The sequence below is a fragment of the Parasphingorhabdus marina DSM 22363 genome (genome assembly GCF_900128895.1).
Classification (GTDB): domain Bacteria; phylum Pseudomonadota; class Alphaproteobacteria; order Sphingomonadales; family Sphingomonadaceae; genus Parasphingorhabdus; species Parasphingorhabdus marina.
Genome location: NZ_FSQW01000001.1, coordinates 246,289 through 271,986 on the forward strand (window position 1 = coordinate 246,289; position 25,698 = coordinate 271,986).

Below are 25,698 nucleotides of genomic sequence, written 5' to 3' on the forward strand. Positions count from 1 at the left end.
TACTCTGCTTTGTCTGAGGCCTACAACTGTAAAGAATCAATCATTGCGCACACTGTTCCCCACCAGTGCAATCGGAGCAATGACGCAGGCAGCTAGCGAGTACTTGAAATGAGTCGAAAAAAGATTGCAGTTTTTGGGTTGTTGTTTTTTGTGCTGGCCGGCGGAGTCTTGTGGTTTGCCGGGACCAGGCAGGGAGATTCTGCGTCCCGACCGACGGTTGCGATCGGTGCGACCAGCGAGGAGTTGGGCGCTGCGGTTTTTGTCGGCGAATCCTTTGGCGGAGTGTCAATGGATGCCCTCGATAGCAATGCTCTGCCGTGGAAGCTGGCCGCCGCTGCCCTGGTTCTGGAAGAAATGCGTCGCGATCCATCCGCCACGATGTCGCAGGCCAGCCTGTCCAAAATTTTGAAGCGATTTGGTTTTCTTTACCCGAACAAAATCGAAAACTTACCCAATGGGCTGAAGCGTCCTGAAAGCACAATGCCGCTTGGCATGACCTTTGGGGAAATTGCCCCGATTGGCGGGACGAAAGTCATGGTTTCCAATCTTGGTTGTGCGGCCTGCCATGCCGGTGTTACCTATTCTTCTGACGGGACGCCGCAAACTGAACAAGCTGTATTGGGGATGCCCAACAGTTCTCTGAATCTGGAGGCCTATACGCAAGCCGTCTTTGTCGCAACGCGGCAGCATCTGTCATCCGAAAGGCTGATGGAAGCCGTCACTACCTTGTTTCCGGAGACGGATTGGCGTGAACGACAAAGCTTGCGCTGGCTGGTTATGCCATTGGCGCGACAGAGATTGGCTGAACTGGAAGGAAAAGACCGCCCGCTGCCTTTTCCCAACGGCGTTCCGGGTAGCACAAATGGAGTCGCCGCGCTCAAGGCGGCACTGGGCGTGCCGCTTGTCGGCGGCGGGCCTGATGACAGGGGTTTTGTGTCCATCCCCGATCTCAGCTATCGCACATGGAGGACCAGCTTGCTGGTCGACGGGGCTTATGCGGTGCCCGAGAAACCGCGCCAAACTCGGATTGGAGCTGCGAATATTGGCGAAGCCCATTTGCGTTCGCTGGCTGAGATTACCACCTTCTTCACCGTACCCAGCATGGGGGTGCATCCCGATGTCGCAAAAACAGCGATTGATGATGGCGTTGATGTGATGACTTTTTTGCACAGCTACCGCCCCCAGGCCTTTCCGGGACCAATAGACAAGAACGCCGCCAGGGAAGGCGCGATTGTCTACAAGCAGCATTGTGCAGCATGTCATGGTGACTACGCAGAATCTCCGTCCCATCCCATACTCAGCAGCTTTCCCAACTGGATTGGTGATGTGGGTACTGACAAGCTGCGCAGTGATGTGTTTGGTCGGGAGCTTTCCGAAGCGATCCAGGACACCAGCTATGATGGGTTGATATCGGTGGCAACCGGGCAAGGTTATGTGGCTCCGCCATTGTCGGGAATTTGGGCTTCCGCGCCTTATTTGCACAATGGATCAGTAACAAGCCTGTGGGCGCTACTAACGCCGGAGCAGCGCCAAAAACGCTTTCAGGTTGGCGGTCATGCTCTTGATTTCGATTTGGTTGGCTTGCGCCTTAACCGGACAGGTCGCTATCCGGCCGGATATACGCCGTTCGCGCAGCCAGTCTGGATCGAGACTGACGAACCGGGCAATGGAAATCGTGGACACAACTATGGCAAAGAGCTGAATGATCAGGAAAAGCGTGATCTGATCGAGTTTCTGAAACAGCTTTAGACCAGAACGTCTTCCAACGGCAGGCGCGCCCTGACCGGCGTTGGTTCCTCGCCACGTCTGCCAATACGAAACGAACTGACCAGTCGCCGACTTTCGGCGATGCCATAGTCCCGCATGATCGCCCTGGAAGCCTCCAGATCATCGGCAAGTGCTGCCAGAACCGTGGCACCAAAGCCTGCCGCTTCGATACTGAGCCAAAGGCGATAAAACTGGATTCCACTCTCAAATGGGTCTTCGTCCCGTGGCCGGTGGAACAGGATAACAGCCGCCGCATTTTTAAATTTGGCTTCTTCCTTCAACAGCGCTGGAGCCAGTCCCAGTCGATGACAAAGTCGAAAGGCTGGCCCTAATATGAGAGCGGCCCCCAGTTTCTCGATGCCGCCCAGTGCCATGGCATCGGCATTCAAACCATCGCGCGACCAGTCGGGATGACGACGGCTGATCCGCATCCAGCCGAGAAGCTCGCTCCTGAAATCATCGTCATTCACAAATTTGTAGCTGGAATGATCATATCTTCGGGCCAGGTTTCGCAATTCTTCAGGATCAGAGGCGATGATTGCATCCGGGGCCGAGAGTTTTTGAGCGGCATATCTGTCATCCTTTGTCGGGGTAACGAATTTGCGTCGCCATGACTGCCGAGCATGCACCAAGGCAGATAGTGGGTCTGGTTCGTCTTTTTGCTCGAGTTTATATCTGGCTACCACCCGCAACGGATTGGGGACATTCTCAGGTTGGGTCTGATGGGCTTGCACGGTCCAGCCTTTCGCAGATGCAGCTAGTCTGAAGCCTTCCGCCGCCGCGCCCAGGCTGATACCGGCGTCGTTACAGCCGGGATCACCGATGGCAAGCCGGCGAGATTTGTCCTCAAAAAGTGTGACGCCATCCGTTTCCAGTCGCCAGCGGGCCGGTTGCACATTGTGGACACTGGGAGCCAGCAACGCTTCTTCGACCAGAGAAATCAGCAATTCTCTCATTGCGGGATTGACTTCCGAAACAGGTGCAGATTTTGCAGCGGCCGCGCGCCGATTTTTTCCATCTGCCTCAGGCTCGCCGGGTTTTCATCAGCAATCCATGTAATGCCAAGCTGTTCATATTTCGCCTGGCGCAGGGCAGCTATTGTCCGATTTAGCATCGCGCCCATCAATCCCTGGCCATGGTGATCCTTGGCGACCGAATAAAAAATGATGACCGCCCGTCGCCGATTCAAGCGGTAGCGAAGAAAATGGATTGGCGTCATCAGACGGAACCGGGAACGGGTGGCGGTCAAAAACCCGTTCAGATCAGGGATACAGATAACAGTCCCAACAGGTCGATCATCATGCATCAAAATGGAAGATAAACGCGGATCAAGGATCGACATCATCTCCCCGGCCTGAAATTGAAACTCTTCCGGGGTAAGCGGAACAAACATGGGATTTTCATCAAATCCGTCGTTCAGCACAATGCGCGCATCTTCAAAACGCTGCTGAAATTCGGATTTGTCAACCGGTGCAAAATGGTAACCGCGACGTGTCAGATCGTCGAAATCGGCGCGTGGCGGAACGGCGGTATCCAGATCCACTTCAAATGTCGTCATCGGGAACCAAGCTTCATACCCATGGGCAGTGAGCAGTTCGGGGATATGCCGGGGGTTTGCGATCATATCAGTGTACGCGCGAGCACCGAAACCGTCAGTCATCACTCCCGCTTGCTGCATTGCAGTAAGATTAAAATTGCCGACAAGCTCGTCACACCCCTGATCACGTGCAAATATTTCCGCAGCGTTCAGCAATGTTCCCGCTATTTCGGGGTCATTCGCACAGTCAAAAAACCCAAATTGGGCGCGATTTGTCCCATGCCGCGCATTGGACTTTTTATAGACCAGCGAAATTATTCTGCCCTTTGCCTTGCCGTCGACATGTGCTGTCCAGAAAGCATAGGGATTGTTGTCAAGAAGCAAGGGGTTCTTGCTTTCATCGAGCATTCTGAAAATATCCGATCGCAAAGGGGAAACATAGCCGTCTTCGCGTGCGTAAACGTTGAATGGCACATCAAAAAAAGCCTGCCGGTCTCCCGTATGCAACTTGATCATTTGACTGCTCCCTCTGCCAAACGCGCCACGATGTCCAATTCGGTTTCTACAACATCATCGGTACCCAGCGGACCACATGCCAGCGCCAGAAATTCCGGAGGCGTCTTTCGCAGCCTTACGAGATGCGATGCAGCATGTGCTGCAAGCAAATTTTCTTTCGCCATCGTGGCGTCTTGATCGACCCTGGTGCGCACCGACACGACCCGAAAGTCTGCGAATTGCGAGACAATTTGTTCGTCATATATTGCGAGATCTTCACTATCTATCACGGTGCCATTCGCCAAAGTCGGGTGCGCTGACAATAAAGCCGTCAAGCTGGCTTGGTCAGGTAGTGCTCTCAAGCTTGGCAAAAGCGAAGCCGAAGGCCGTCGCCGACTGTTCAACTCGCGCTGTCGCTGCAAGACAAGCATTGCAGTGATCACGGCCGCAATGATGAAGAAAAGCCTGACCAGCACAGTCTGTGTTTCACCTGGCACCAGAAACGTGACCAAAATGGTGAGCAATGCTGCCGAGACAAAAACACCAAGACAGTCAAGCAGTATCCATCGCGGCGACGCGGTCTGGGCCTGTATGCGTGTGACCGATAACACAAACAGCAAAATTCCCAACGCTCCGGTACGAATGGGCAGTTCGGGAAAAATACTGCGAAAATCGCCCAGTGCGAAGGGGAGAGATAACAGCATCGCCATTGCCAGACTATCGACAGCGGCCGTCTCTGAAGGGGCAAGATCATGTTTCCGGTGAAGAAACAACAGGCCGACTGTCGTAACCAGCATGATGATTTGAAACGCAGAAAGAGCGGCAATCGCAAATTGCGGCCATAGACTGCCGGTGATCACGGCCAGCAGGCTGAAGCCAATAGATCCAAAAAGTGCGATCCATTTAACAAGTGGGGGCGCATGGCGACGGAGCAGCTGTTCAGCCAGTAACAAGGCAAAGAAAGGCAACCAGGCAGCAGCAAGCAACGCGCCGATTTCGAAAATCGCCGAAATCTGGAACCAGGCCAGGAGCCGCATCAGAAGCAGCGCGGCGATCGCCCGAAAAAGAAGTTGCAAACAGCGCTCGGAAGAGGATGAAACCGCTGTGCTAACCCGAACCGCTGGCGTTGCAATCAAAACACAACCCAGAGCAATCAGGTTGATTGCCAGATCGGCGACCAGGGTCGGCGTAAATATCATTGGGCCATCATTTTCTTCAGGAAGCGGCGCACAAGAATCGCTTTGGGTGCGGCCAGCAACCACGGCAGCGGGCGCTCTACCCGAACCTCATGCGGATTGAAGAAATATCCCCGATAGTCGGTGCCAGAATTTCGACCGAGCAGATGATGAACCGCTTCCTGCGCCATCATGGTGCCGGCAAGGGTCACCATGGTAGAAAAGGAAAAGCGAGACCGTCGTCCAGCCGCCACATCTGCAGCGACATCAAGGTCAACATGCTTGTGCGATGATGAATGTGTGAGGACATATTCGATCTCGCGGACCAGGCATTCATTTCGCATATCATCGGTAACATCCTTCCAGTCCACACCGACGGTTGGATATCCCAAACGTTCCTCAAGACGCGGATCGTCCGGACCGACCACGGTTACCGATGGCAAAGGGGAGGCATAGGCATCTATCAGGGTGCGTCGATGCTTTGCCGCGCAGCGATAGAGATGCACGCCAGCGGCTGCATCATCCATACCATTAACCAGGATATCATGGTTCGGGACGATCTCTTCCAGTTGCTCGGTCCATTCTCCGCCCAGCACTGCTATCTCGACTCCGGGATTTATCCCTTTGGCCTCTCTGGCGGCGGCCTTCGCCTTGTGCACGCCCACGCTATCCATGTTGGCAAAGAGTTGCCGATTAAGGTTCGATACTTCGAAACCATCCAGATCAGCAATGGTGAACCTTCCGATTCCAGCGCGCAACAAGGCCATGAAAACTGCACCGCCCATACCACCCACTCCCGGAATGAAAACGGAAGAATTGCGCAGCTTTTGCTGCTCTGCGGCGTCTACAAACCCGAAATTCCGGGTTGTCATTTCTTCATAGCTGAATGTTTCTTGAGTCATTTTGCAGGCCTTAAACTTCCTAGACTTTTATTTGCTGCGAGCCACTGAATGGTTGGGGCCAGCAATGCCTGAACCCCAAGCACCAAAAGCTGAACAGCCAGTTTCGGAAGTGCCGAATTGGGTACAGAACGCATCAGATAGGTTCGTGCGGTAGCCAGGTTGAGTTGCCCAACCTGCAAGATATCATCGCCTCTTTCATAGTCGAGCCACTCTTCGCAAAGCGCATTATACTGTTCATCACGATGTTTGGCAGCGCTTTCAAAACTCTTCTTCAGATTGTCTGATCCACCTGTATATGCGTTGGTGATGATGAAGCGTCGGTCGTCAAAACCTGCTTCCATCCCGACGCCAAAGAAATGTCGATGATCGCGCATAATCTGTTTGGCCACATGGCCATGCGCAAACGTGGGTGCCGATGTAGTTTCTTGACCCGGCCAGACACTATCGAATGTTTCTGCCACCATCCCGACAACAGCTGGCACCTGAGTCACGCTGCTGATCCAAAGCGGCCGCATTTGCTGTCGCACAAACAGCAAAAGGCAGGTCAGGCCATATAAAATCCAAGAAAGTCCGCCACTTCGATAATTGGGGTCAACCATCACAAGGCCCAGATGAACAACCTGAATCTCTTCCGCTCCCAATTTGGCATCCATCAGCGGCAAAGCGTTAAATGCAATGGGCCGACCGGACTCGCGGTCACTTATCAGTGTTATGATCGTTCTCTCACGTGCCTGCAGATCATCGCCAAATATTCCATAATCCAAGGGTTCCGGCAGCGACGATGCGACAACAGACTGGCACTTGGCCAGCAATTGCTCCACCTCTGCTTCGTCCATCCAGAGGCCGGGACGTTCCACTATCCGGACATCGATATTCTTGGAGGGCCGGAAACGGATGTCCAGATAAGGGGCTGTCAGTATTTTCCAGATCATGAAATAGAGAGGCCTCCGACCACACCCATCTAGAACATAACTCTAAAGAAATCACTTAACTTTCTTGATCGCTGTCACAACAAAAACGTAGTCCCTCAAACAAAAATTGTGAACGACTTGGCTACCATAATACTTCCTCGCCAGCAGACGATCAGCATCAGTTTGTCCTGTTTGAAGTGCATCATATGGCACGACATTTCCTTCGATTGCCACTTGTTTGCGATCAAATTTTCGCCAGAAATCTCGCGGTTGGTTTGTACCATTTATGAGACTCACACATTTTTTGTTCTCGTGTTGAGTATATGGGTCATAACTGGAAAAATTTTTGTTTGGGAAAAGCGTCCATTCCCCTCTAGAATCGAACCAACCGGAAAGCGATTTTGTCCTTTCAACGATAACCAGTTCTTTATTCGACATTGACGTGTGCGAGCAAGAACAAAGCAGGGTCAACGACAATCCCAGGATGAACGTATTGTGCAAGATATTCATTTACAACCTTTGCCCCTTCCAGATGGCGGAACCGAAGGTTTCCGCCCACTCAAAGTAATCGGACGCGATCCGCGAGGTGCGCCAACAGGTAGCACCCATGTTCCCCTACTATTTATATTGTAAACGTGAAATGACTGTGCCTGCGTGTAGTCGCCTGCCCCCGGCCAGGCCCGTGCCCATTTTGGATGCGTATGAATCAGAGCAAAAATCTGGGAGTTATCGGGAACTGGGCCAGCGGGTGTGATAGCCCCTAAGACATTCCCGCAGGAATCTGTAGCCTCTATGGCTTTGACTGGAATGTGTAGAATCTCCAACTGAAGATTTACGATCCACAGTTGTTCGAGTGGGTAAGCGAGGTTCAAATCTATATCGACACCTGCCAGCGACTTTTCCTTCCTAGCCTTAACCACAATTTCATTGACTCGCAAAAATTTACGAATGGGGGTAATTACCGAAACACCAAGTCTTTTGAAAAGCGAACTTATATTGTCCAATGCAATGCCGATACGCCTCTGGGCAGTAACTACAATTGCGCGCGCAGCCCCTCCACCTCCCGGGCTGGTAAAAGCGCTGTAGTGAGCTCCCTGACCGGGGCTATTGCTATCGTCGCTCCCTTCTTGACCACTTTCCCGGTCTCCAAAATAAAAGCTCTGAACATTGTATCCTGTTACAACCCCGCCATTGCTGCCACCATGTGGACATATCCGCGTTCCGGTGCACCTACCGGACAGACCTTCTGGATCACCCAAATTAATCGGATCCCCACCGACATAAGCATACATATTCATCCCATCGCCATATCCAATAGGATCGGTCTGCAGGAACCGGCCCAGCGTCGGCGAGTAAATTCGCGCTTTGTAATGATAGAGCCCCAGATCTGCGAGCCACTGCTGTCCGGTGTACTGGAACCTTCCAATATTTGTAGACGCAGGAATGCCATAGTCGTCATAGGCATTGAGCTGTATGACACCCCCTGAGCCGTTGGTGAGCGCAATGACACTGCCGCGCTCGTCCTTGTGGAGATAGCGCTTGTCGCTGGTACCGGTGCCTTCATACCAGAGGATCGGGTCATCGGTGCCGGGGCCATGCACATATTTGCGCAGCACGGTGCCGGAAGCATTGTACTCTGCGATCAGATCTGCTCCATCATAGCCCATGCGCGTGGTTGCCGTGCCGGTGGTTTTGGCGAGCCGACCATAGGCATCATAGGTGAGCGTAACACCGCCCGGACCCGTGATCAGGCGGTTCTCATTGTCATAGGTATAGCTGTTGCCATTGCCATCATTGGTAAGATTCCCGCGTCCGTCATATGTGAGGGATAGCGCACCTGCTGCAGTCAGCTGGTTGAGGCCATTGACCGTATAGGGCCGGTCCACATTGTAATGATCCTGCCAGGCATAAGCGTTGTTGCTGCGGGTGAGCTGGCTGATCTGCGAGGCCGGATTATACTGGAACGTCGTGGTCAGGTCATTGGTGGTGCCGGACAGATTGCTGGTCAGCGATGCCATCCGGGAGGCCGTGTCATAGGCATAGTTGGTGACCGCGCCATTGCCATAGGTCAGCGACGAACGCCGGCCATTGGCATCATAGGCATAGGTGGCCAGTGTTGCCGAGCCGTTTTCCTTGATCTGATAGAGCGAGCCGTCGGTCTTGTAGCTGTAAGTGACATACATGCCGCCCCAGGTCATCCGCGTCCGGCGCGAGGCCACATCATAGAGATAGCTGGTAACACGCGATCCGCCGCCGGTGGTGTCGGTGACAGAGGTTAGGCGGCCCAATGCATCAAAAGCGTTGGTCAGGCCAGGTCCAGAAGTGGACCCTTCGCGGGCATAGGTCTGTCGGCCGGCGACATCATAGCCGTAAAATATTTGTCCGTGATGGCCTTGCGCTGCAGACCAGTAAATTCTCGATGTGACGCGATTGAGTTTATCATAGGTATAACTGATCGATCTGTTATCGCGAGTTACGCGTCCAGTGACACTGTCATTGCTGTCGTAGGAGTACTCGTCGTAATCGGATGTAGAACTGCTACCGGTAGATGTTTTGTGAGGATATTGCGTTCTGAAGAGACGATCAAAACCATCATACAGATATTCAGTTTTGTTTCCTTCACCATCCTTGACCCAATGAACGGTGCCATTGTCGCGATACCCATATTGCACCTCGTCGCTGACATCAGTGGTTCCCACAGCCGTCTGCACCTTGGTGACCCGGCTTGCTGCATCATAATAGTTCTTGGTAATCCGGTCCTGCCCATAGGTGCCGGTGGTGCCCATGGTGCAGGCGGAAGCCGGAAGCGATGCGAAGACCGCGGGGTTCATGCGCTGCGCGGTACACTGCAGGCGACTGGCGCTGTCATAACTGTACTGGGTGACGGCCAGCGTTGTGCTGCCCCCCTTGAACGTGGTTTTGGTGAGATTACTATTCACATCATATGTGTTTTCAGCAGTGTCCAGCACCGACATGGCGTTGAGCGCAGCCAGCGTGGAACTTGTGGCGGTGCCTTGCTCGACCTTGGTCACCCGGTCGCGACCATCATAGGTATAGCGGGTTGCCCGGCGCTTCATCACGCCGCCCGCATCCGGATCGGGACCGATCTCGCCAATGACTCGGTTCTTCTCATCATAATGATAGGTGGCTGTATCCGTTGTTCCAGATAGCGGACCGTTGACGGTCAGCAGGTTGCCATAGCTGTCATAGGTAAAGCTGGTCGTGGCCGCCAGCGTGCCATTGCCCGCAGAACGCGTGGTCGAGAGCAGTTGCAAGTTGTTGATCCCGCCATAGCTGAACGTGACCTTGGACTCGTTTGCGCTGCCAGAGCAGGTGGCGGCGGTGGTGCACTGCGTAATCGCCGTCACCAGATATATCGGTGTTGTCTCGGTCACGAACACGCCGCTGGCGTTCTTCTTTTTGCCGTAGATGGCAGAGTAGGTGTAATTGATCTCGGGCCGCGCCTGACCGCTGGCCGGTGCCGGCAGGCGCACCTTGGTCAGTCCGCCGTGGGTGCTGCTGTAAGTGTAATCCGTCTGGTTACCAGCCGCATCTTTGGTCCAGTTGGGCTTGTTGCAGGTTTTGGCATTGGTACAGCTGGACGAGAACGATGCTGTTGTGGTTGTGGTTGCCAGGCTCGAGCTCGGCTTGGATACACGCGCCGCAGCTGTGACATTGCCGCGGCTGTCATAGGTGAGATTGACATAGTTGCCTTCGGGCGCCGTGGTACGGGTCACCCGGCCAGTGCTGTCATAAAGGAAGCTGGTGGTTTTGCCGACCTCGTTGGTGACCGATGTCACACGGCCGGTCGCGATGTTGCTGACATAAGTGCGCGTACCCACACCGGATTCTGTGACAGTTGTGGTTCTGTTGCCGCCGCTGTCGGAGTAGCTGTAGGTGAATGTGCGGCCATTTCGAACGAGCGTTGCAGTTCTGTTGCTCGTATAAGTCACCGTTGTGGTTGGCGATGTGGCTTCTGGCGGCTTGATCGAGGTCACCTTTGATCCGCCGGTATAAACGGTTGTCTCACCGGCCTGATCAATCATATTTTGGAACGCGCCAGTATATTCCCGTTTGCGCCAAGTGCTGCTGACGCTGCAGGTGTTGGCAGTCGGATTGCAATATTCGACCGCATTGTTGATCGCGATCGCTTCTTTCATCTCAAACCAGCCATCCAGCAGGTTCACGTCCATGAATTGCAGGACCTGATTATAGGCATAATGGATCTTGATCTGATAACCGGAATTGGATGTCACCGATTGCAGGCGGACATAGTTGTCCACCGGGATTGAGCAGCCAGAGAACTGAGTGGTACCGCCTCCGCCAAGAATTGGCCTGCCGGGGTTGGAGTTGTTCGAAGATGCCGGGGGTGTTGTGGTGCCGACTGGAGATGGATTGGGTAGAGGTTCAGTAGAGTTTCTGCTCAATGCAGAACCGCCAGCTGCCGACTGGCCGCCTAACCCACCACCCGGGCCACCGCCTCCACCAGTACTTCCCCGACAAACCTGTCCATAGACATAGTGGAAGGTGATCTTCGCGCCATTGGGACGGGTGAGTGTGCTGATGATGCCCAGCGGATTGCCGTAATAATATTCCGCATTGCCTGGCGATGTGAAGTAAGCGACGGTTCCGTCAGAGGAAGTATAGGTCCAAGTGGAGCCAGCTTGGGTCAGCGTTGCACCGGTCCCTTGTTGCGAAGAATAGACGCCGCCCGAATAGGTGAAGTTTTCCGTGTAATCGCCAATGCTGATGACCTTGCTCACGCCGCCTGTGCCATTGCGGATGGATCCGCGCAGAGCAGGCGCCCAACCAGCTCCGCGATTGTTGGCTGAGAACGAGAGATCACCGATCGTGAGAGAGCTCTGACGTGCATTGAAAAAGCCGGTGAGAACATCGACACTGTTGCTGTCTCCATTGTCGATCACAGGTGCAACAGGCACTTCTTGTGCCGATGCCGGAACAGCAAGCACTGCTAACAGGATCGCGAACATTGCGCTGATCCAGGCAAGAGTATGATTAGACGGTGTAGATACCTGCATTGAAAATCCCCTCCTCGGCAACTCGGCCGGCTTCCCAAGCCAGCCACAAAAAAGCCCGCATCAAGCGGGCGCGTTGCTATGGCGGGGGCGGGTTGGCAGAACCGGTGACTTTTACCCGGTCGCGGTTATTGGCCTTGTCATATTCATATTCGGTGTTGACGCCGTTGTTCACGGTGCCCGTGCGTTCAACCTTCACCAGACGGCCTTTGGCATCATAAGTATATTTCTGGGTTTCGGCGGCGTGGACGATACCGGACATTCCAATCAAGGCGGCACCGGTGAGCAAGGTCTTCTTCAAAACAATTCTCCTTACGGGAGTAAAGGATGAACTGCGACTCTGTTTTGTTTTATTGCGCACCTAAAGCAACACGCTGGGCCGAAAGTGTCAATGAACTGGACAAGTGAAAAACACCCATATTGGGCGAACTGTTGTTCGAGAACACATTTAGATATTTATTTTTGATGTCCGATTCTGCGCCTATAACGGACTTTGCATAGAGATGTCTGTTTCGACACGACCCGTTGACAAATCCAGCTGGTTCAGCGATCTCACCTGACATGATTTCAACCGGGACACGTTTTGCAGGCAGAATAGCGATCGCGTTATTGCGACAGACAGCCTGTGCGCAGAAACCGTATGAACTCAATCTGACGGAGCTGGGTGAAATCTGATCTTTTCTTGAACAGTGCAAGTGACTTTCACCCTTTCGGACAAATCCATCCGGAAGGGTTTTTTATTGGATGCAAGACAATATGCTGCTGACCATATCAACCACACACGAACCGGCATCCGATCTGGGTTTTCTGTTGATGAAAAACCCGGATAATCTGCATGAAGTCGATCTGGCTTTCGGCAAGGCGACGGTTTTCTATCCGGAAGCCAGTGCAGAGAAATGTACGGCTGCGCTCATGCTTGACATTGATCCGGTTCAGCTCGTGCGCGGCAAGGGCCGCCAGCGCGGAGCGGAAGATCAGTATGTCAATGATCGCCCCTATGCGGCTTCATCATTGCTTTCGGTTGCGCTGGCCCGTACCTTTGGCACAACGCTCAGCGGGCGATCAAAGCACAGGCAGGAACTGGCTGAAACACCGATAGAACTGGAGGCGAAAATCTCCCCGCTGCCGGTTCGTGGTGACCGGCAGATCGTGGCACAGCTTTTTGAACCGTTGGGTTATCAAGTGGAAACCGGCTCGGTTCCCCTTGATCCACAGCATCCTGATTGGGGTGATAGCCCCTATATATCGCTGGTCGTGAGGGGAAAGCAAAAGATCGCAGACCTGCTCAGCCATCTTTACGTGCTGGTTCCCGTGCTCGATGCCAACAAGCATTATTACATCGGCGACGCCGAAGTCGAAAAACTTCTGCGCAAAGGCCAAGGCTGGCTCGAGGAGCATCCGCACAAGGATCTGATCGCGAAGCGCTATTTGCGCTTTCGCTCGCTTTCACGTGCAGCCTTGCGGCAGCTGGAAGACAGCGTCGAGCCCGAGCCAGCTGAAGAAATCGCCAAAAAGGATGAAGCCGAGGAGGTCATCGAAAGGCCCATTCACCTCAACGAACAGCGCATGCTCTCGGTTTTGGCAGAGCTGGAACGATCGGGTGCTTCGTCCATGCTAGACCTGGGCTGCGGTGAAGGGAAACTGTTACGCCGTCTGATCCAGCAAGGCCAGTTCCAGAAAATTCTGGGCGTCGAGGTGTCGCCGCAGATATTGTCAATTGCGGCAGAACGCCTGAAGCTCGAACGGATGGGTGATCGTCAAAGAGAGCGCATTGAACTCGTCCAGGGTTCGCTCGTCTATCGCGATGATCGCCTGAAGGGATTCGATGCGGCAACGGTCATCGAAGTCATCGAGCATATGGATGCAGAACGTCTGACCGCTTTTTCCGATGCCCTGTTCGGGTACGCACGGCCGAATACCGTCATCATGACCACGCCAAACAGGGAGTATAATACCCTGTTTGAAGGTTTGACCGAGGGTGTTTTGCGGCACCCGGACCACCGCTTTGAGTGGACACGCCAGGAATATGAAAGCTACGCCGTCACTTGCGGCGACAAATATGGCTATTCCGTATCCTTCGCACCAATTGGCGAGGTACATCCCGATCATGGCGCACCAACTCAAATGGCAATATTCAAGAAAACGGCTGGGTGAGAGACGTGATCGAATTTCATTCCTCCATCACGCCGGAGATACGTGCCGAAATCCTGTCTCAACTGGACGAGATTGAACGGACGGAGGATGTGCGTCTCCTTTTTGCCATTGAAAGCGGCAGCCGTGCTTGGGGATTTCCATCTCCCGACAGCGACTATGACGTGCGGTTTGTCTATGCCCGCCCCGCAGATTGGTATCTGTCAATCCATCCCGGCCGCGATGTGATTGAACGGCCACTGGAGGGCGATTGGGACGTAAACGGTTGGGATATCAAAAAGGCGATGGGGCTTTTGCTGAAACCCAACCCTGTATTGCTGGAATGGTTGTCCAGTCCGGTGCGCTATCGCTGGGATGACGATATTTGCAGCAAGCTGATCACGTTCTCGAAGCAAGTTGCGCACGGCAATGCCTGTTTGAACCATTATCGCCGTCTCGGCGAGCGGCAGTGGGCAACCTATGTCGATGGCAGGGAAAAAATCAGTCTGAAAAAGTATCTCTATGTAGTGCGTCCGGCATTGGCGATCAGGTGGACAAGAATGCATCCTGAATCGATCCCGCCGATGAACTTTCAGGCGCTTATGGACGGGACTGATCTGGATGCCGAGGTGACAATGCGTCTGACGCGCCTGCTGGAAGAAAAAAGCAAAAGCAAAGAGATGGGCGACGGGTCGCGTGAACCGCTGATCGATGATCTGGTCATGTCCGAGTTTTCGCAAGCGCGAGCCATCGCTCAAACACTCAAGCCTGACCAGACTGATCTTCGGCCAGCCGCTGATCGGCTGTTTAGAGAGATAATCAAAGTAACCGAACATGACTGAAACAAAAGACATATCCATTCCCGAGTTCTCGCTGGTTCTCCTGATCGGTGCATCGGGCACCGGCAAATCGAGCTTTGCCGCAAAGCATTTCAAACCCACCGAAGTGGTGTCTTCTGACACCGCTCGCGGCTGGGTGTCGGATGATGAGACCGATCAGTCCGTGACTGGCGATGCGTTCGAACTTGTGCATGCGGTGATCGAGAAACGCCTGAAAAACCGCAAGCTCACCGTTGTGGATGCAACCAACGTCCAGCCGAACGCGCGCAAATCGCTCGTGGCACTGGCCCGCAAATGGCATTGTTTACCCGTGGGAATTGTGTTCCAGCTTCCGGAAAAGCTGGCCATCGAACGCAACAAGCAAAGGCCAGACAGGCAATTCGGACCGGGACCGGTGAAACGGCAGATGCTTGATCTGAAGCGATCCCTGCGCGGCCTGAAGCGCGAAGGTATCCGGGCGCGCCATATCCTCAAATCGGTTGACGAGATTGACGCTGTCACCATCTCCCGAGCCAAATTGTGGAATGACAAGCGTGAGGAAACAGGGCCGTTTGACATTATCGGCGACGTGCATGGCTGTGCTGATGAACTGGAAACGCTGCTCGTCAGGCTGGGCTATGGGGTATCCTGGACGGACGGCGAACCGGAGATCACCGCTCCGGAAGGGCGCAAAGCCGTTTTCGTTGGTGACCTGGTTGATCGCGGACCGCGCTCGCCTGATGTGCTCCGGATTGCGAAACATATGGTCGACAAAGGCACCGCATTGGCGGTGGTTGGCAACCACGATGACAAACTGAAACGCTATCTGGATGGCCGCAATGTCAAACAAACCCATGGCCTGGCCGAGACCATCGAACAGTTGGGCACCGAGAGCCAGGACTTCCGTCAGGACATGCGGGAATGGCTTGATGGCCTGATCAGCCACTATGTACTTGATGAGGGCCAACTCGTTGTGGCGCATGCGGGTCTCAAAGAAGAAATGCAAGGGCGCGCGTCCGGCGCGATCCGCAGTTTTTGCATGTATGGCGAAACCACCGGAGAAACAGACGAATATGGTCTGCCTGTCCGATATAACTGGGCGGCCGAATATTCAGGCAAAGCCAAGGTCGTGTACGGGCATACGCCTGTGCCGGAAGCACAGTGGACAAACGGCACCATCTGCATCGATACCGGCTGCGTGTTCGGGGGCAAGCTGACCGCCCTGCAATATCCGGAAATGGAGCTGGTCGAGGTTCCGGCCGAGAAAACCTACTACGAACCCGTCAAACCACTGGATGCTGCGCCGAATGCTGAGGACAATGACGCCGGAAAGCTCAACATCAAACATGTGCTGGGCAAACAGGCCATCGAAACCCGCGATATGGGCATGGTCATCGTGCGTGAGGACGAAAGCGCAGCAGCGCTCGAAGTGATGAGCCGTTTCGCGGCCGATCCGCGCTGGCTGGTGCATTTACCACCCACCATGTCGCCCCCGGCTACGAGTGGCAAAGACGGCTGGCTTGAGCGTCCGGAGGAAGCCTTTGCTTACTACCGCGAACAGGGAGTCGGCTCGGTTGTTGTTGAGAAAAAACATATGGGATCACGGGCGCTGATCACGCTCGCACGCGATGCCGAGGCTGCATCGAAACGCTTTGATGTCGATGATGGCTCCAGAGGTATCATTGTCAGCCGAACAGGAAGGCGTTTTTTCCCGGACGCGGAACTGGAAAAAACCGTTCTGGATCGTCTGGACATGGCGATGCAGAAAGCAGGTCTATGGGAGGAGCTTGAATCGGACTGGGTGCTCTGGGACGCCGAGATCATGCCGTGGAACCTCAAGGCCAGCAGCCTGATCAGCCAGCAATACGCGCCGGTTGGAGCCGCAGCGGTGGCGGGCTTGTCTGAAACGACAGCCTTGCTCGAAATTGCAAAACAGCGTGGTGTGGAAGTGGATGAATTGTACGCCAGGTCATCGCAGCGGCTGGCCAATGCCCAGGGTTATCGCACAGCCTATAACCACTATGTTGGCGAAACGGCATCTATCGACGACATTGAAATCGCGCCATTCCATCTGCTGGCATCCGGCGATGCAGTGCATAGTGACAAGGACCATATGTGGCATATGGATCGCGCCCATCGACTGGCCGTGGCCGAAAGCGGGCTCATTGCAGCCACGCCATTCCACAAAGTTGACCTTGCTGATGACAAGCAGGTCAGTGATGCCATTCAGTGGTGGGAAGACATTACCGCTGAAGGCGGAGAGGGCATGGTGGTCAAGCCACTGCAATTTGTTGTGCGCGGCAAGAAAGGACTGGTACAACCGGCAATCAAATGCCGGGGCAAGGAATATCTGCGGATCATCTACGGTCCGGACTATGACATGCCAAAAAACCTCGAGCGACTTCGCAAACGCGGACTGGGGCAGAAGCGGCGCATGGCATTGCGCGAGTTTGCCCTCGGACTGGAAGGGCTGCACCGCTTCGTGGAGAATGCACCGTTCAGCCATGTGCACCAATGTGCCTTCGGTGTCCTGGCCATGGAAAGCGAGCCAGTCGATCCGAGGCTATGACGAAAAGAAAATCACCAGTGCTACCTGTCGAATTGGTCAATTGCTTGCAAAGGATCGGTTCCGGGTTGAGGACCGGAACGGATATCTCACGCGAACTGGATGATGCCCTGCCTCTTTTATGGGCGCTGCCTCCCGGGTCGATTGCCAAGGCCGAACATGAAATTGTCGATGCCTGTGAACTTCATCGATATCCGAGATATTACCCGACTTTGCCAGGTGCTCTCTCCCCAACTGCCAGTATGGCTGATATTCTTGACCGTCATGATGGTCTGAAATATCTGTACATTTTCCATCGCGATGGAAAATTGAGACAGGCAGCACTAAACAGAATCAGCAACAGCCTTCCCACGCCATTTGCCTTCATTTCCATAGCCTGGCGCTTGAATGACTGGGTGCCTCAGGTACGGAAAGCTGCCGCCTATTGCGCGGATCGTTCGTTTCCCGCCACGGATGCGGACATTATCGCCGAAGCAGCAATTCCGCTTCTGTCTCGCAAATCCAGCTGGACGAGATGGGGTGCGGAACATGAGATTCTGGATGCCTGTCTCGCCCGACGAGATGTTGCACAAAAGGTTGGTCTGATTTTGGCGCAAGGAATGACCGGTCCGCTGGCATCGGTCCTGCGAGAAGCACTGAAGAAGCCCAGTCTGGACCCTTGCCTTGCCCTGCTGTCATCCGAAGCGGTTCAGCCTGCAGTGCGTGCCCTGGCACTGCAGACCCTGTTAAATCGCAAAGCCAGCTGGGTCGTGGGATACGAGTGGCAATGGGTGGAAAAGCCGCTGGGCATCCGCAGGAAAAAGACCTTGTTTGAACATCGGAATGTCAGTCATACTCTTTCTGTTACCGGTCTTGTCAAAGCCGGGTTGAAAGATCGTTCCGGAGTTGTGCGCAAAGCCGCGATTTCGGCTGTAATCGAAAATCCGGAAATGTTTCCCGACGCCAGGGAACTGGCCCTTCGGCATGTTGATGATCGTTCCAGGCCAGTGAGGGAAAGAGCGCAGTTTTTGTTGAAACCGTAAGAAATCCTGCCGGTTCGGACCTCCTGCGGCACGCCATTGCCAAACACCCCATTCTCCTTCATGTTGTCCGGACAAATTATCCGTGAGGACTGTCCATGCTTTTTACCACCACGCTTTCGATGCTTGCCCTGGCCGCGCAACAGGAGAAGGATCCTGATCTGGCCACAGCGCTGACGGGGACCTTTACCAACGAGGAACAGAATTATTTCGAGGCCGATGCCGGCCGGGAAGCGCCGCCCTGGACAGGTCTGCGCATTGCGGCGGACGACAATGGCATGACGGTGACAGAGATTGACAAGTTCGGGAAGGCGCTGTCGGCGGAACGTACGGTGACGGTAAACAGCGGCGCCGAACAGGACGTGATCACCGTCGACAATTGCGCCCGCAATTTCGAACGCTCGGACCAGGGCTGGGCCTATGCCCGGATACAGAACCGCATGGCGTGCAATCAGGACTGGCAGATTATCCGCGTGACCGAAGATGCCCTCACCTTGCGTCTGGCAGACGGGACCCAGACCGTCCTCAATCGGGCGCGGGACGTGGAATGCTGGGCCGCGGTGCCCAAAAAGGCGAAGAAGCCGGATGGCAGCACCGACTGGCTGTTCGTGCAAAAGCTGAATCTGCATGACCAGGGCGGGCGCGTTTCGGTTGGCGGCGGGGAGAGCGGGGCAGAGGAAATCATCCTGCGCATGCGTGCGGTCCACTGGCCGCCGCCCAGCACCAATCGCCCGAGCATGGTGCTCTACGTGCACAAACCCGACAATCCGGAGCGCGCAGTGAGCTACAGCTGGGCCGACATCAATGCCAGCCGGATCGGACTGAACCTGCGCTGGATGCAGGCCAGCTGCACGATCAAGGGCGCCGAGCGGGCTTCGGAAATCACCTCCGACACGTTTCGCGGCTAGAGGCGGATCATTCCGCCGGTGGCGTAAACAGAGCCGGGTCAATAGATGCGTTGACGACAGTGTTGGTCCAGAACACCTCATTGGACTTGCGCCCGTCATAATAGAGCGTGACATGGCGCGCCTGAACCCAGCGCGGATTGGCGAGCTCGACAAAATCGTCATAGGTCCTCAGGTGCCAGCCACGCGGCGTGCGAAAACCCATGGTGCGGATATAGCCGCTTTTCTGGTCGATCCCGAACAGGGTCGTCCCGCCGGTTGGATCGGTCAGTTCGACCATGTAGAGCGGGTGACCATCATGGGTATCGTCGGCGAGGCGGAGAGCGGTGAAGCCCGGCTTGTTGGCCTGACGAATAATGCCAAAGCCGAAATTGTTGGCCCAGAATTTGTCCGCTTCAGCCTTGGGTGTGACTCCCCGTTCGGTCCACGTGGTCTCGCCGTCATAACCCACTTCGAAGAGCAGGCTTTCGGCAGAGCGGGCGATGATCCGGACCTTGCCATCGGCGCCATGAGCAACCGTCCGGTTGCGATCAAATTCGCGCCACATCCGGTAGTCGCTGGCTACCGACCGCGGCTTGTGACCCGCCCGGCCATAGAAAACTGCGTGTCCCGACAATTGCAGTGTCTGGGCATTGGCCCATGCATCCCCGCCGGCTGCCTCGCGCGCCATCGCCAGAATCGCGGCTCCGTCCGGCTCGTCCGCAGCATGTGCCGGTGCGACGACCACAATCAGTGCCAGCAGGGCGGTTTTCCAAAAGAGGTGCATGATCTGAATTCCCAAAAGTTTGTCCGGACAAATTTCTCTTGCCTTGGCAATCGCCTGTCTGTCAATATCCGCCCATGGAACATCACCCAGCTTCTTCCGTCTCCCGCCGAGTCTTTATCGGTGGTCTGAGCGCTTCCCTGATCGCCTGCGCCGCGCCCCGCCGGACATGGAGCAGCACCACCGCCGATGTCATCATTGTCGGAGCCGGTCTGGCCGGTCTGCACGCCGCGAGCCTGATCGAACAGGCCGGGTACAAGGTCATCCTGCTGGAAGGCAATGACCGGATTGGCGGGCGGCTCTATACGCTGGATGATCTGCCCGGCGGACAGGATGCCGGGGGCATACAGATTGGGGGCAGCTACCGGCGCTTTCATGCCATTGCCGACCGGCTTGGCGTCGAACGATACGAGCCGCCTGCATCGGGCCGGGGATCGCTCTATCATGTCGGCGGCAGCTCGTTGACGGCCGCGCAATGGCCGGCTTCAGACATCAATCGGCTGAGTGCTGCCGAGAAAGACACGCCGCCAGACCGGCTGTTCTTCTCCTATTTGCGAAACCTCCCGAAATTGGAAAAGGTGACCGACTGGATGGACCCGGAAATGCAGGTGCACGATGTGTCGCTGCAGGAATATCTGACCGGTCAGGGGGCTTCTGAAGAGGCGATGCGGCTGATCGAGGCCAATCTCAACGGCAACAGCCTGCAGGGGCAGTCGGCGCTGCATATGATCCGCAGCCTTGCCGCCTTCCGCGCCGGCAGCGGGCCCACCCGCTACGTCCGTGGCGGTTCGCAGCGGATGACCGATGCGATGGCCGGCGCGCTGAAGAGCGATATCCTGCTGAACAGCAATGTCCGGGTGATCCAGGATGAAGGCGATGGGGTCGAACTGGGTCTGGCCGACGGCCGCAAGTTCGGGGCACGGCATGTGATCTGCACCGCGCCTTTTTCAGTGATGCGGGACATGCGGATTGAAGCGGACCTGCCCCCCGCCCTGCGATCCGTGACCGGCAATCTGCCTTACACCATGGCAAGCTTTGCCTATATTGCCGCCAGAGATCCGTTCTGGAAGGATGATGGTCTGCCCGCAACAATCTGGAGCGACGATCCGCTGCTCGGCCGGGTCTTCGTGCTCGGCGAGGATCCGGCGATGATCAAGGTCTGGCTGAACGGCGCGGCGGCGGCGGCAGTGGATCGGATGGATGATGCCGAGGCCGGGCGCGCCATCATCGCCCGAATCGAAAAGGCGCGCCCATCCGCCAAAGGCAAGCTCCGGTTCCTGCGCATGTTCAGCTGGCAGAAGGAGTCGTTTGCGCGCGGCATCTACCATCATATCGGCACCGGACAGGGCGCGGCCCTTGCCGCGGCTAGCCAATATCAGGGCGAACGCCTGCATTTTGCGGGCGAGCATCTGGCGCAGGAAAATCCCGGCATGGAAGGTGCCCTCGAAACCGCCGAACGCGCCGCGGGACGGGTGCTGTCGCTACTCTGAATAGCCGCCCCGTCAATCCTTTGGCGGGTGGTTGAAGCGGCTGACGCTTTCCATCAGTTCCTTCATTGCCGCTCCCGTTTCCGGTAGCTGGTCGCGCGGCACGTCGAGATGGTTGAGCGGGAATTCCTGGACATATTGCGCCAGCACCGGTTGCACCATGTCGAGCGCATAATTGGGGATTTTCCGCCCCTTGCGGAACTCCGCAATCGGGATCTCGGCCTCGATAATTCCGTCCTTGTCGAGGCTGGGGTCCTTGGCGAGGATTTCGCCGTTGGGCCCGACGATGATCGACTCCCCGGCCTTGTACTTGTCGGTCGGCGGGAAAGCGATATTGGTCATGGTCGAATAGAAATTGTTGATCCGCGCCATCGACGTCACGTCTTCCTCGGCAAACAGGGTCGCGGTCCGGATCATGATTTCCGTCCCGCGCATGGCAAAGGCGGCGAAGATGAAGGGATCCATCTGCACCGTGCTCACCGCGATATTGCCATATTCGGTCTGCAGCACCGGAAACTCCTCCTCGGGTCCGTACATCGCGCGATATCTGTCCCGCACGGCCTCGATTGTCGTCGTGGTGATTTCCCGGTCGGGATATATCCGCTTGATATTGCGGGATTTCCAGAAGGCCTTGGCGACCTTGCCATCCCGGCCGATCACCGTGTTGATGCTCAGGATATGGCCCGGCCAGTCGTCATCCGTGGCATAGGTCCCGAACACCAGATAGGTGTCGCAATCCTTCGCAATCTTGCCCAGTCGCTCGGTTTCCGGACCGGGAATTTTCACCGTATATTTAAGCTTTTCAGTGCGACTGCCGCCCGAATATCCGGTCAGAGGGAATTCGTGATAGAGCAGGAAATCCGGCTTTTTCCCGGTCGAACAGGCTTCTGCCGCGATTTTTTCCATATGCTGCAGATTGTGCTCCAGGCCCTCCTCGACCGTGGGGAAATCGGAAAGCGAATCGACCGTGGTCTGCAGGACTTTCAGCACAATCTTGTCTTTCGCCAGCGGCTTGACCGGATAGCTGCCATCCGGTTGAACCAGCACTGGCATCTCTGCTGCCGTCGCCTGTTCGGCATCCGCTCGCCCATGGATGGTCCAGATCGCCCCGGTCCCAAAAGCCACCGCAGCAATGGCTGCCGGTAAAATCATCTGACGGAAATTCATCATCTCTCTCCCGCTGCGGTCCGGAACCGCGTCCCATAATGTGCGGCAAGCATCTCACGCTCCGGCAGAATTTGTCCAGACAAATTTTGACTTTCGGAATTTTCCTGTCATCTTTCCGGAGATCACAGGTAGCGGAGCAGAGAATGAATCAATGGGCCAGCAGCATCGCATGGGCAGTCACTTTTCTGGCCGGTGCGCTCATCGTGTCACCTGCCGATGCTTCCGAAGCCGTCCCGGAATCGGGATCCGACATCCGGATCACGCGCGATTTTGTGCCCGGCCCGTTCGGACAGGTCCATGTCCGCATTGCCGAACCCACGCACCCCGGCGCCAATCCGCCGCTCGTTCTGTTTCATCCGACGCCTTATTCGGGCGATTATTTTGACACGTTCATGAAGGTCATGGCCACGGACCGGACGGTGATCGCGATTGATACGCCCGGTTATGGCGATTCGGACCGGCCCGAACAGCTGCCGTCCATAGGCGACTATGCCCGGTCTGCAGCTGCCGCACTGGACGCCCTTGCGATCGGCACGGACGCGGACCAGAAAATCGATGTTCTGGGCTATCATACCGGCGGCCTGATCGCGGCGGAACTGGCGGTGATCCGTCCGCAGCTGGTCCGGCGGCTCGCCTTGCCGGGACTGCCCTTTTTTGTCGGGGAGGAGCGGAAAGCCGCTTATGACCGCAATGCCAGACCCGAACCGGTGGAAGCGGATGGTTCCCACCTGCTCTCCCGCTGGAAGTTCACCACCGCGGCCACCGATGTCGGCCTGAGCCAGACACGTGGGCAGGCGCATTTCAACGATTCCATGCAATGTTATCCGCATTGCTGGGAAGCCTATCATGCGGTCTTCACCTGGCCTTCCGAACGGCGGCTGGCGAAAATCACGCAGCCGGTGTTGCTGATCACCAGTGCCGGCAGCCTGAAGGAAGAAACCGAGGCCGCCCGGGAATATCTCGACGACTCCCGGCTGATCCACTTTCCCGAAATCACGCTGGGCGGATTTGACCTGCACACTGACAAACTGGCCGCTGCCGTCCGCAGCTTTCTCGCGGAGTGAAGGCCACCAGGAATATCCGGAAATTAGAGATTGCATTATGTGCAGGCGTGCGTAATTTGTCCGGACAAATTTGCAGAAGGAGTTGTCAATGCCCGCATACATGATTGTCACGGCCAGCATAAAGGACCGCGACGCATTCATCTCCGGCTATGGCGCGGCGGCTGGCGCGCTGGTCGAGAAAATGGGTGGCAAATATCTGCTGCGAGGGCCGGGTGCGGAGCTGCTGGAAGGCGATTTCGGCGACGGCGCATCAATGGTGATCTCCGAATGGCCGGACAAGGCGGCCGCCAGGGCTTTCTGGAACAGTGCAGAATATCAGGATGTGAAAAAGCTCCGCGAGGGCATTGCAGATTGTCAGGTGCTGCTGATCGAAGGAGATCTGGCCCATGGCTGACATTATCAAACGGACGACGATGATGGTCCGCGACGGCGACCGGGCGAAAAACTGGTATGAGCAGGTATTTGGCATGACCGCCTGGATGGACACGCCCTTCACCCTGTCCGGCACCCAGCTGGCCGCCGGCAAGAAAGGCGACAAGACCCGGCTGATCATCCTCAAATGCGAGGATGATCTGATCGGCATGATCGGGCTGCTCGAATGGCTGGATCCGAAAATGGACGCCCCGGCCGAACTGCCGACGGAAATTCAATTTGGTGCACCGGTGTTCGTAGTCGCTTCGGAAGATGCGAAAGGCGCACTGGAACGGGCACGCGCGCTGGGCTCCCGCATTCACTGCGAGCCCCGCGAGTGGACCGTGACCGGCGCGGACGGCAAGCAAAAGGACATGATCGGTTGCTCCTTCTGGGATCTCGACGGCTATTTCTACGAAGTGAACCAGGTCGTCAGGATCCATGACTGATGACTGACGGCCTGCAGGAGTTTGACGCGCTTGCGGCCGACAAGCGGATTGACGACGGCGCGAACTATCAGTGGCGTGTGGCGGCACGACCAGTGGGCAATGTCGTACCTACGGATTTCGAATGGGCGGTGACCGACATTCCCGAACCGGGCGCTGGCGAGGTCCTCCTCAAGACCCACTATCTCGGCCTCGCGCCGGTCATGCGATTCTACATGCAGGGCACGGGCGCAGCGGGCGAGCGCGTGCTCGAACCCGGCGATGTGATCCATGGACGCGGAGTCGCGCAGGTCGTCAAATCTCGCCACCCCGACTGGCGCGAGGGTGAAATGGTGCAGGGCCAGATGGGCTGGCAGACTTACAAAGTTTCAAAAATGACGGACCAGGAAAAGTTCTGGCGGATGCCGCCCAACGACCTGCCCGCTGCGCTCGGCTCCGGTGTGCTGGGCATGACCGGCCTGTCGGCACATGCCGGCCTGTTTGCCTGTGGCGATCCCCGTCCGGATGATATCATGGTGCTTTCTGGCGCGGCGGGCGGCGTCGGATCGATGGTCAGTCAGATGGCTGCAAATGTGGTGGGATGCGAAGTGATCGGCATGGCTGGCGGGGCGGAGAAATGCGCCTTCATCAAAGAGCATGGCTGCAGTAACGCCATTGACTATAAATCGGAAAACATCCCTGACCGGCTGGACGCACTCTGCCCTGACGGCATGGATCTCTATTTCGACAATGTCGGCGGCGAAACGCTGGAAGCCTGTCTGGAGCGGCTGCGTCTGCACAGCCGGGTCGTGCTCTGCGGCTCGATCAGTGAGTATACACGGGACGAGCCGTTCCGGCTGTCCAACTATACCCGCCTGCGCGCGACCGAGACCCGGATGCAGGGTTTCTTTGTCTATAATCATGTGGACCGCTGGGACGCGGTGATGGAGGATCTGGCCGGATGGATCCATGACGGCAAGCTGGAACCGGTACAGGATATCGAACAGGGGTTCCAGAACATGCCGCGCGCGCTGGCGAATCTCTATTATGGCCGCAATGTCGGCGTGCAATGCTGCTCCGTCAGGGGCGAGCCGGAAGAATGGAATTGAGGGAGTAGAGT

Annotated in this window: 21 protein-coding genes; 11 read left to right on the plus strand and 10 right to left on the minus strand. The window is 56.0% G+C overall.

Going from position 1 to position 25,698, the window contains the following annotated elements:
• The first annotated feature begins 108 nt into the window (after nt 1-108).
• Entirely contained in the window at nt 109-1,749 is a 1,641-nt protein-coding gene (locus BUQ90_RS01295) for a c-type cytochrome (protein WP_074203355.1), read from the plus strand.
• Here BUQ90_RS01295 and BUQ90_RS01300 read toward each other — a convergent pair.
• The 8 genes from BUQ90_RS01300 to BUQ90_RS01330 all read right to left on the minus strand — a co-directional run bounded on the left by BUQ90_RS01300 (nt 1,746) and on the right by BUQ90_RS01330 (nt 12,124).
• On the minus strand, nt 1,746-2,723 hold the full coding sequence (locus tag BUQ90_RS01300) for a hypothetical protein (protein WP_074203356.1): 978 nt from the start codon (nt 2,721-2,723) through the stop codon (nt 1,746-1,748). The two genes, BUQ90_RS01295 and BUQ90_RS01300, sit on opposite strands and share 4 nt — an antisense overlap.
• The gene (locus BUQ90_RS01305; protein ID WP_239447323.1) at nt 2,720-3,712 is read right to left on the minus strand and encodes a GNAT family N-acetyltransferase; all 993 of its coding nucleotides are present in this window, start codon (nt 3,710-3,712) and stop codon (nt 2,720-2,722) included. Before BUQ90_RS01305 ends, BUQ90_RS01300 begins: the two co-directional genes overlap by 4 nt.
• A gap of 104 nt (nt 3,713-3,816) precedes the next feature.
• Entirely contained in the window at nt 3,817-5,061 is a 1,245-nt protein-coding gene (locus tag BUQ90_RS01310) for a hypothetical protein (RefSeq protein ID WP_143182684.1), read from the minus strand.
• A complete protein-coding gene (locus BUQ90_RS01315) occupies nt 4,995-5,876 on the minus strand; it encodes a ThiF family adenylyltransferase (protein WP_074203359.1) in 882 nt (293 codons plus the stop codon). The genes BUQ90_RS01310 and BUQ90_RS01315 overlap by 67 nt, the downstream gene beginning before the upstream one ends.
• Nucleotides 5,873-6,712 carry a hypothetical protein gene (locus BUQ90_RS01320; protein ID WP_204244723.1) on the minus strand — a complete coding sequence of 280 codons (840 nt, stop codon included), beginning with the start codon at nt 6,710-6,712 and terminating at the stop codon, nt 5,873-5,875. Before BUQ90_RS01320 ends, BUQ90_RS01315 begins: the two co-directional genes overlap by 4 nt.
• A 147-nt stretch (nt 6,713-6,859) precedes the next feature.
• Nucleotides 6,860-7,225, minus strand: a complete 366-nt coding sequence (locus BUQ90_RS17505) for a hypothetical protein (protein WP_143182685.1) — start codon at nt 7,223-7,225, stop codon at nt 6,860-6,862.
• A 68-nt stretch (nt 7,226-7,293) separates the two neighbouring features.
• A complete protein-coding gene (locus BUQ90_RS01325) occupies nt 7,294-11,826 on the minus strand; it encodes an RHS repeat domain-containing protein (protein WP_084192420.1) in 4,533 nt (1,510 codons plus the stop codon).
• Nucleotides 11,827-11,902: 76 nt separating this feature from the next.
• A complete protein-coding gene (locus BUQ90_RS01330; RefSeq protein ID WP_239447324.1) occupies nt 11,903-12,124 on the minus strand; it encodes a hypothetical protein in 222 nt (73 codons plus the stop codon).
• Between the two features lie 443 nt (nt 12,125-12,567).
• Between BUQ90_RS01330 and BUQ90_RS01335 the strand changes: the two genes are divergently transcribed.
• The 5 genes from BUQ90_RS01335 to BUQ90_RS01355 all read left to right on the plus strand — a co-directional run bounded on the left by BUQ90_RS01335 (nt 12,568) and on the right by BUQ90_RS01355 (nt 19,264).
• Nucleotides 12,568-13,977, plus strand: coding sequence for a 3' terminal RNA ribose 2'-O-methyltransferase Hen1 (locus BUQ90_RS01335; RefSeq protein WP_239447325.1), 1,410 nt, complete (start codon nt 12,568-12,570; stop codon nt 13,975-13,977).
• A gap of 5 nt (nt 13,978-13,982) precedes the next feature.
• Entirely contained in the window at nt 13,983-14,795 is an 813-nt protein-coding gene (locus BUQ90_RS01340; RefSeq protein WP_074203362.1) for a nucleotidyltransferase domain-containing protein, read from the plus strand.
• The gene (locus tag BUQ90_RS01345; RefSeq protein WP_074203363.1) at nt 14,788-17,340 is read left to right on the plus strand and encodes a polynucleotide kinase-phosphatase; all 2,553 of its coding nucleotides are present in this window, start codon (nt 14,788-14,790) and stop codon (nt 17,338-17,340) included. The genes BUQ90_RS01340 and BUQ90_RS01345 overlap by 8 nt, the downstream gene beginning before the upstream one ends.
• Nucleotides 17,341-17,405: 65 nt before the next feature.
• The gene (locus BUQ90_RS01350; protein ID WP_084192421.1) at nt 17,406-18,359 is read left to right on the plus strand and encodes a hypothetical protein; all 954 of its coding nucleotides are present in this window, start codon (nt 17,406-17,408) and stop codon (nt 18,357-18,359) included.
• A gap of 95 nt (nt 18,360-18,454) precedes the next feature.
• Nucleotides 18,455-19,264, plus strand: coding sequence for a hypothetical protein (locus tag BUQ90_RS01355; protein ID WP_074203365.1), 810 nt, complete (start codon nt 18,455-18,457; stop codon nt 19,262-19,264).
• 7 nt (nt 19,265-19,271) lie between these two features.
• On the opposite strand, the gene BUQ90_RS01360 is transcribed toward BUQ90_RS01355, so the two are convergent.
• Nucleotides 19,272-20,027, minus strand: a complete 756-nt coding sequence (locus tag BUQ90_RS01360) for a hypothetical protein (RefSeq protein ID WP_143182686.1) — start codon at nt 20,025-20,027, stop codon at nt 19,272-19,274.
• A 74-nt stretch (nt 20,028-20,101) separates the two neighbouring features.
• Between BUQ90_RS01360 and BUQ90_RS01365 the strand changes: the two genes are divergently transcribed.
• A complete protein-coding gene (locus BUQ90_RS01365) occupies nt 20,102-21,514 on the plus strand; it encodes a flavin monoamine oxidase family protein (protein ID WP_074203367.1) in 1,413 nt (470 codons plus the stop codon).
• Between the two features lie 12 nt (nt 21,515-21,526).
• On the opposite strand, the gene BUQ90_RS01370 is transcribed toward BUQ90_RS01365, so the two are convergent.
• Complete coding sequence (locus BUQ90_RS01370) at nt 21,527-22,678, minus strand: carbon-nitrogen hydrolase family protein (RefSeq protein WP_074203368.1); 1,152 nt, start codon at nt 22,676-22,678, stop codon at nt 21,527-21,529.
• 143 nt (nt 22,679-22,821) lie between these two features.
• On the opposite strand from BUQ90_RS01370, the gene BUQ90_RS01375 reads away from it, so the two are divergent.
• From BUQ90_RS01375 to BUQ90_RS01390, 4 genes are all read left to right on the plus strand, one after another.
• On the plus strand, nt 22,822-23,742 hold the full coding sequence (locus tag BUQ90_RS01375; protein ID WP_074203369.1) for an alpha/beta fold hydrolase: 921 nt from the start codon (nt 22,822-22,824) through the stop codon (nt 23,740-23,742).
• Nucleotides 23,743-23,830: 88 nt separating this feature from the next.
• Nucleotides 23,831-24,136, plus strand: coding sequence for a DUF1330 domain-containing protein (locus tag BUQ90_RS01380; protein WP_074203370.1), 306 nt, complete (start codon nt 23,831-23,833; stop codon nt 24,134-24,136).
• The gene (locus BUQ90_RS01385) at nt 24,129-24,602 is read left to right on the plus strand and encodes a VOC family protein (protein ID WP_074203371.1); all 474 of its coding nucleotides are present in this window, start codon (nt 24,129-24,131) and stop codon (nt 24,600-24,602) included. Before BUQ90_RS01380 ends, BUQ90_RS01385 begins: the two co-directional genes overlap by 8 nt.
• Nucleotides 24,602-25,687, plus strand: coding sequence for an NADP-dependent oxidoreductase (locus BUQ90_RS01390; protein WP_074203372.1), 1,086 nt, complete (start codon nt 24,602-24,604; stop codon nt 25,685-25,687). Before BUQ90_RS01385 ends, BUQ90_RS01390 begins: the two co-directional genes overlap by 1 nt.
• The last annotated feature ends 11 nt before the right edge of the window (nt 25,688-25,698 follow it).

Coding starts and splice junctions, on each gene's coding strand:
- BUQ90_RS01295 (WP_074203355.1), top strand. CDS start 109: ATGAGTCGAAAAAAGATTGCAGTTTTTGGGTTGTTGTTTTTTGTGCTG.
- BUQ90_RS01300 (WP_074203356.1), bottom strand. CDS start 2,723: ATGAGAGAATTGCTGATTTCTCTGGTCGAAGAAGCGTTGCTGGCTCCC.
- BUQ90_RS01305 (WP_239447323.1), bottom strand. CDS start 3,712: ATGCTCGATGAAAGCAAGAACCCCTTGCTTCTTGACAACAATCCCTAT.
- BUQ90_RS01315 (WP_074203359.1), bottom strand. CDS start 5,876: ATGACTCAAGAAACATTCAGCTATGAAGAAATGACAACCCGGAATTTC.
- BUQ90_RS01320 (WP_204244723.1), bottom strand. CDS start 6,712: ATGGACGAAGCAGAGGTGGAGCAATTGCTGGCCAAGTGCCAGTCTGTT.
- BUQ90_RS17505 (WP_143182685.1), bottom strand. CDS start 7,225: ATGTCGAATAAAGAACTGGTTATCGTTGAAAGGACAAAATCGCTTTCC.
- BUQ90_RS01325 (WP_084192420.1), bottom strand. CDS start 11,826: ATGCAGGTATCTACACCGTCTAATCATACTCTTGCCTGGATCAGCGCA.
- BUQ90_RS01335 (WP_239447325.1), top strand. CDS start 12,568: ATGCAAGACAATATGCTGCTGACCATATCAACCACACACGAACCGGCA.
- BUQ90_RS01345 (WP_074203363.1), top strand. CDS start 14,788: ATGACTGAAACAAAAGACATATCCATTCCCGAGTTCTCGCTGGTTCTC.
- BUQ90_RS01355 (WP_074203365.1), top strand. CDS start 18,455: ATGCTTTTTACCACCACGCTTTCGATGCTTGCCCTGGCCGCGCAACAG.
- BUQ90_RS01360 (WP_143182686.1), bottom strand. CDS start 20,027: ATGCACCTCTTTTGGAAAACCGCCCTGCTGGCACTGATTGTGGTCGTC.
- BUQ90_RS01365 (WP_074203367.1), top strand. CDS start 20,102: ATGGAACATCACCCAGCTTCTTCCGTCTCCCGCCGAGTCTTTATCGGT.
- BUQ90_RS01370 (WP_074203368.1), bottom strand. CDS start 22,678: ATGAATTTCCGTCAGATGATTTTACCGGCAGCCATTGCTGCGGTGGCT.
- BUQ90_RS01375 (WP_074203369.1), top strand. CDS start 22,822: ATGAATCAATGGGCCAGCAGCATCGCATGGGCAGTCACTTTTCTGGCC.
- BUQ90_RS01380 (WP_074203370.1), top strand. CDS start 23,831: ATGCCCGCATACATGATTGTCACGGCCAGCATAAAGGACCGCGACGCA.
- BUQ90_RS01385 (WP_074203371.1), top strand. CDS start 24,129: ATGGCTGACATTATCAAACGGACGACGATGATGGTCCGCGACGGCGAC.
- BUQ90_RS01390 (WP_074203372.1), top strand. CDS start 24,602: ATGACTGACGGCCTGCAGGAGTTTGACGCGCTTGCGGCCGACAAGCGG.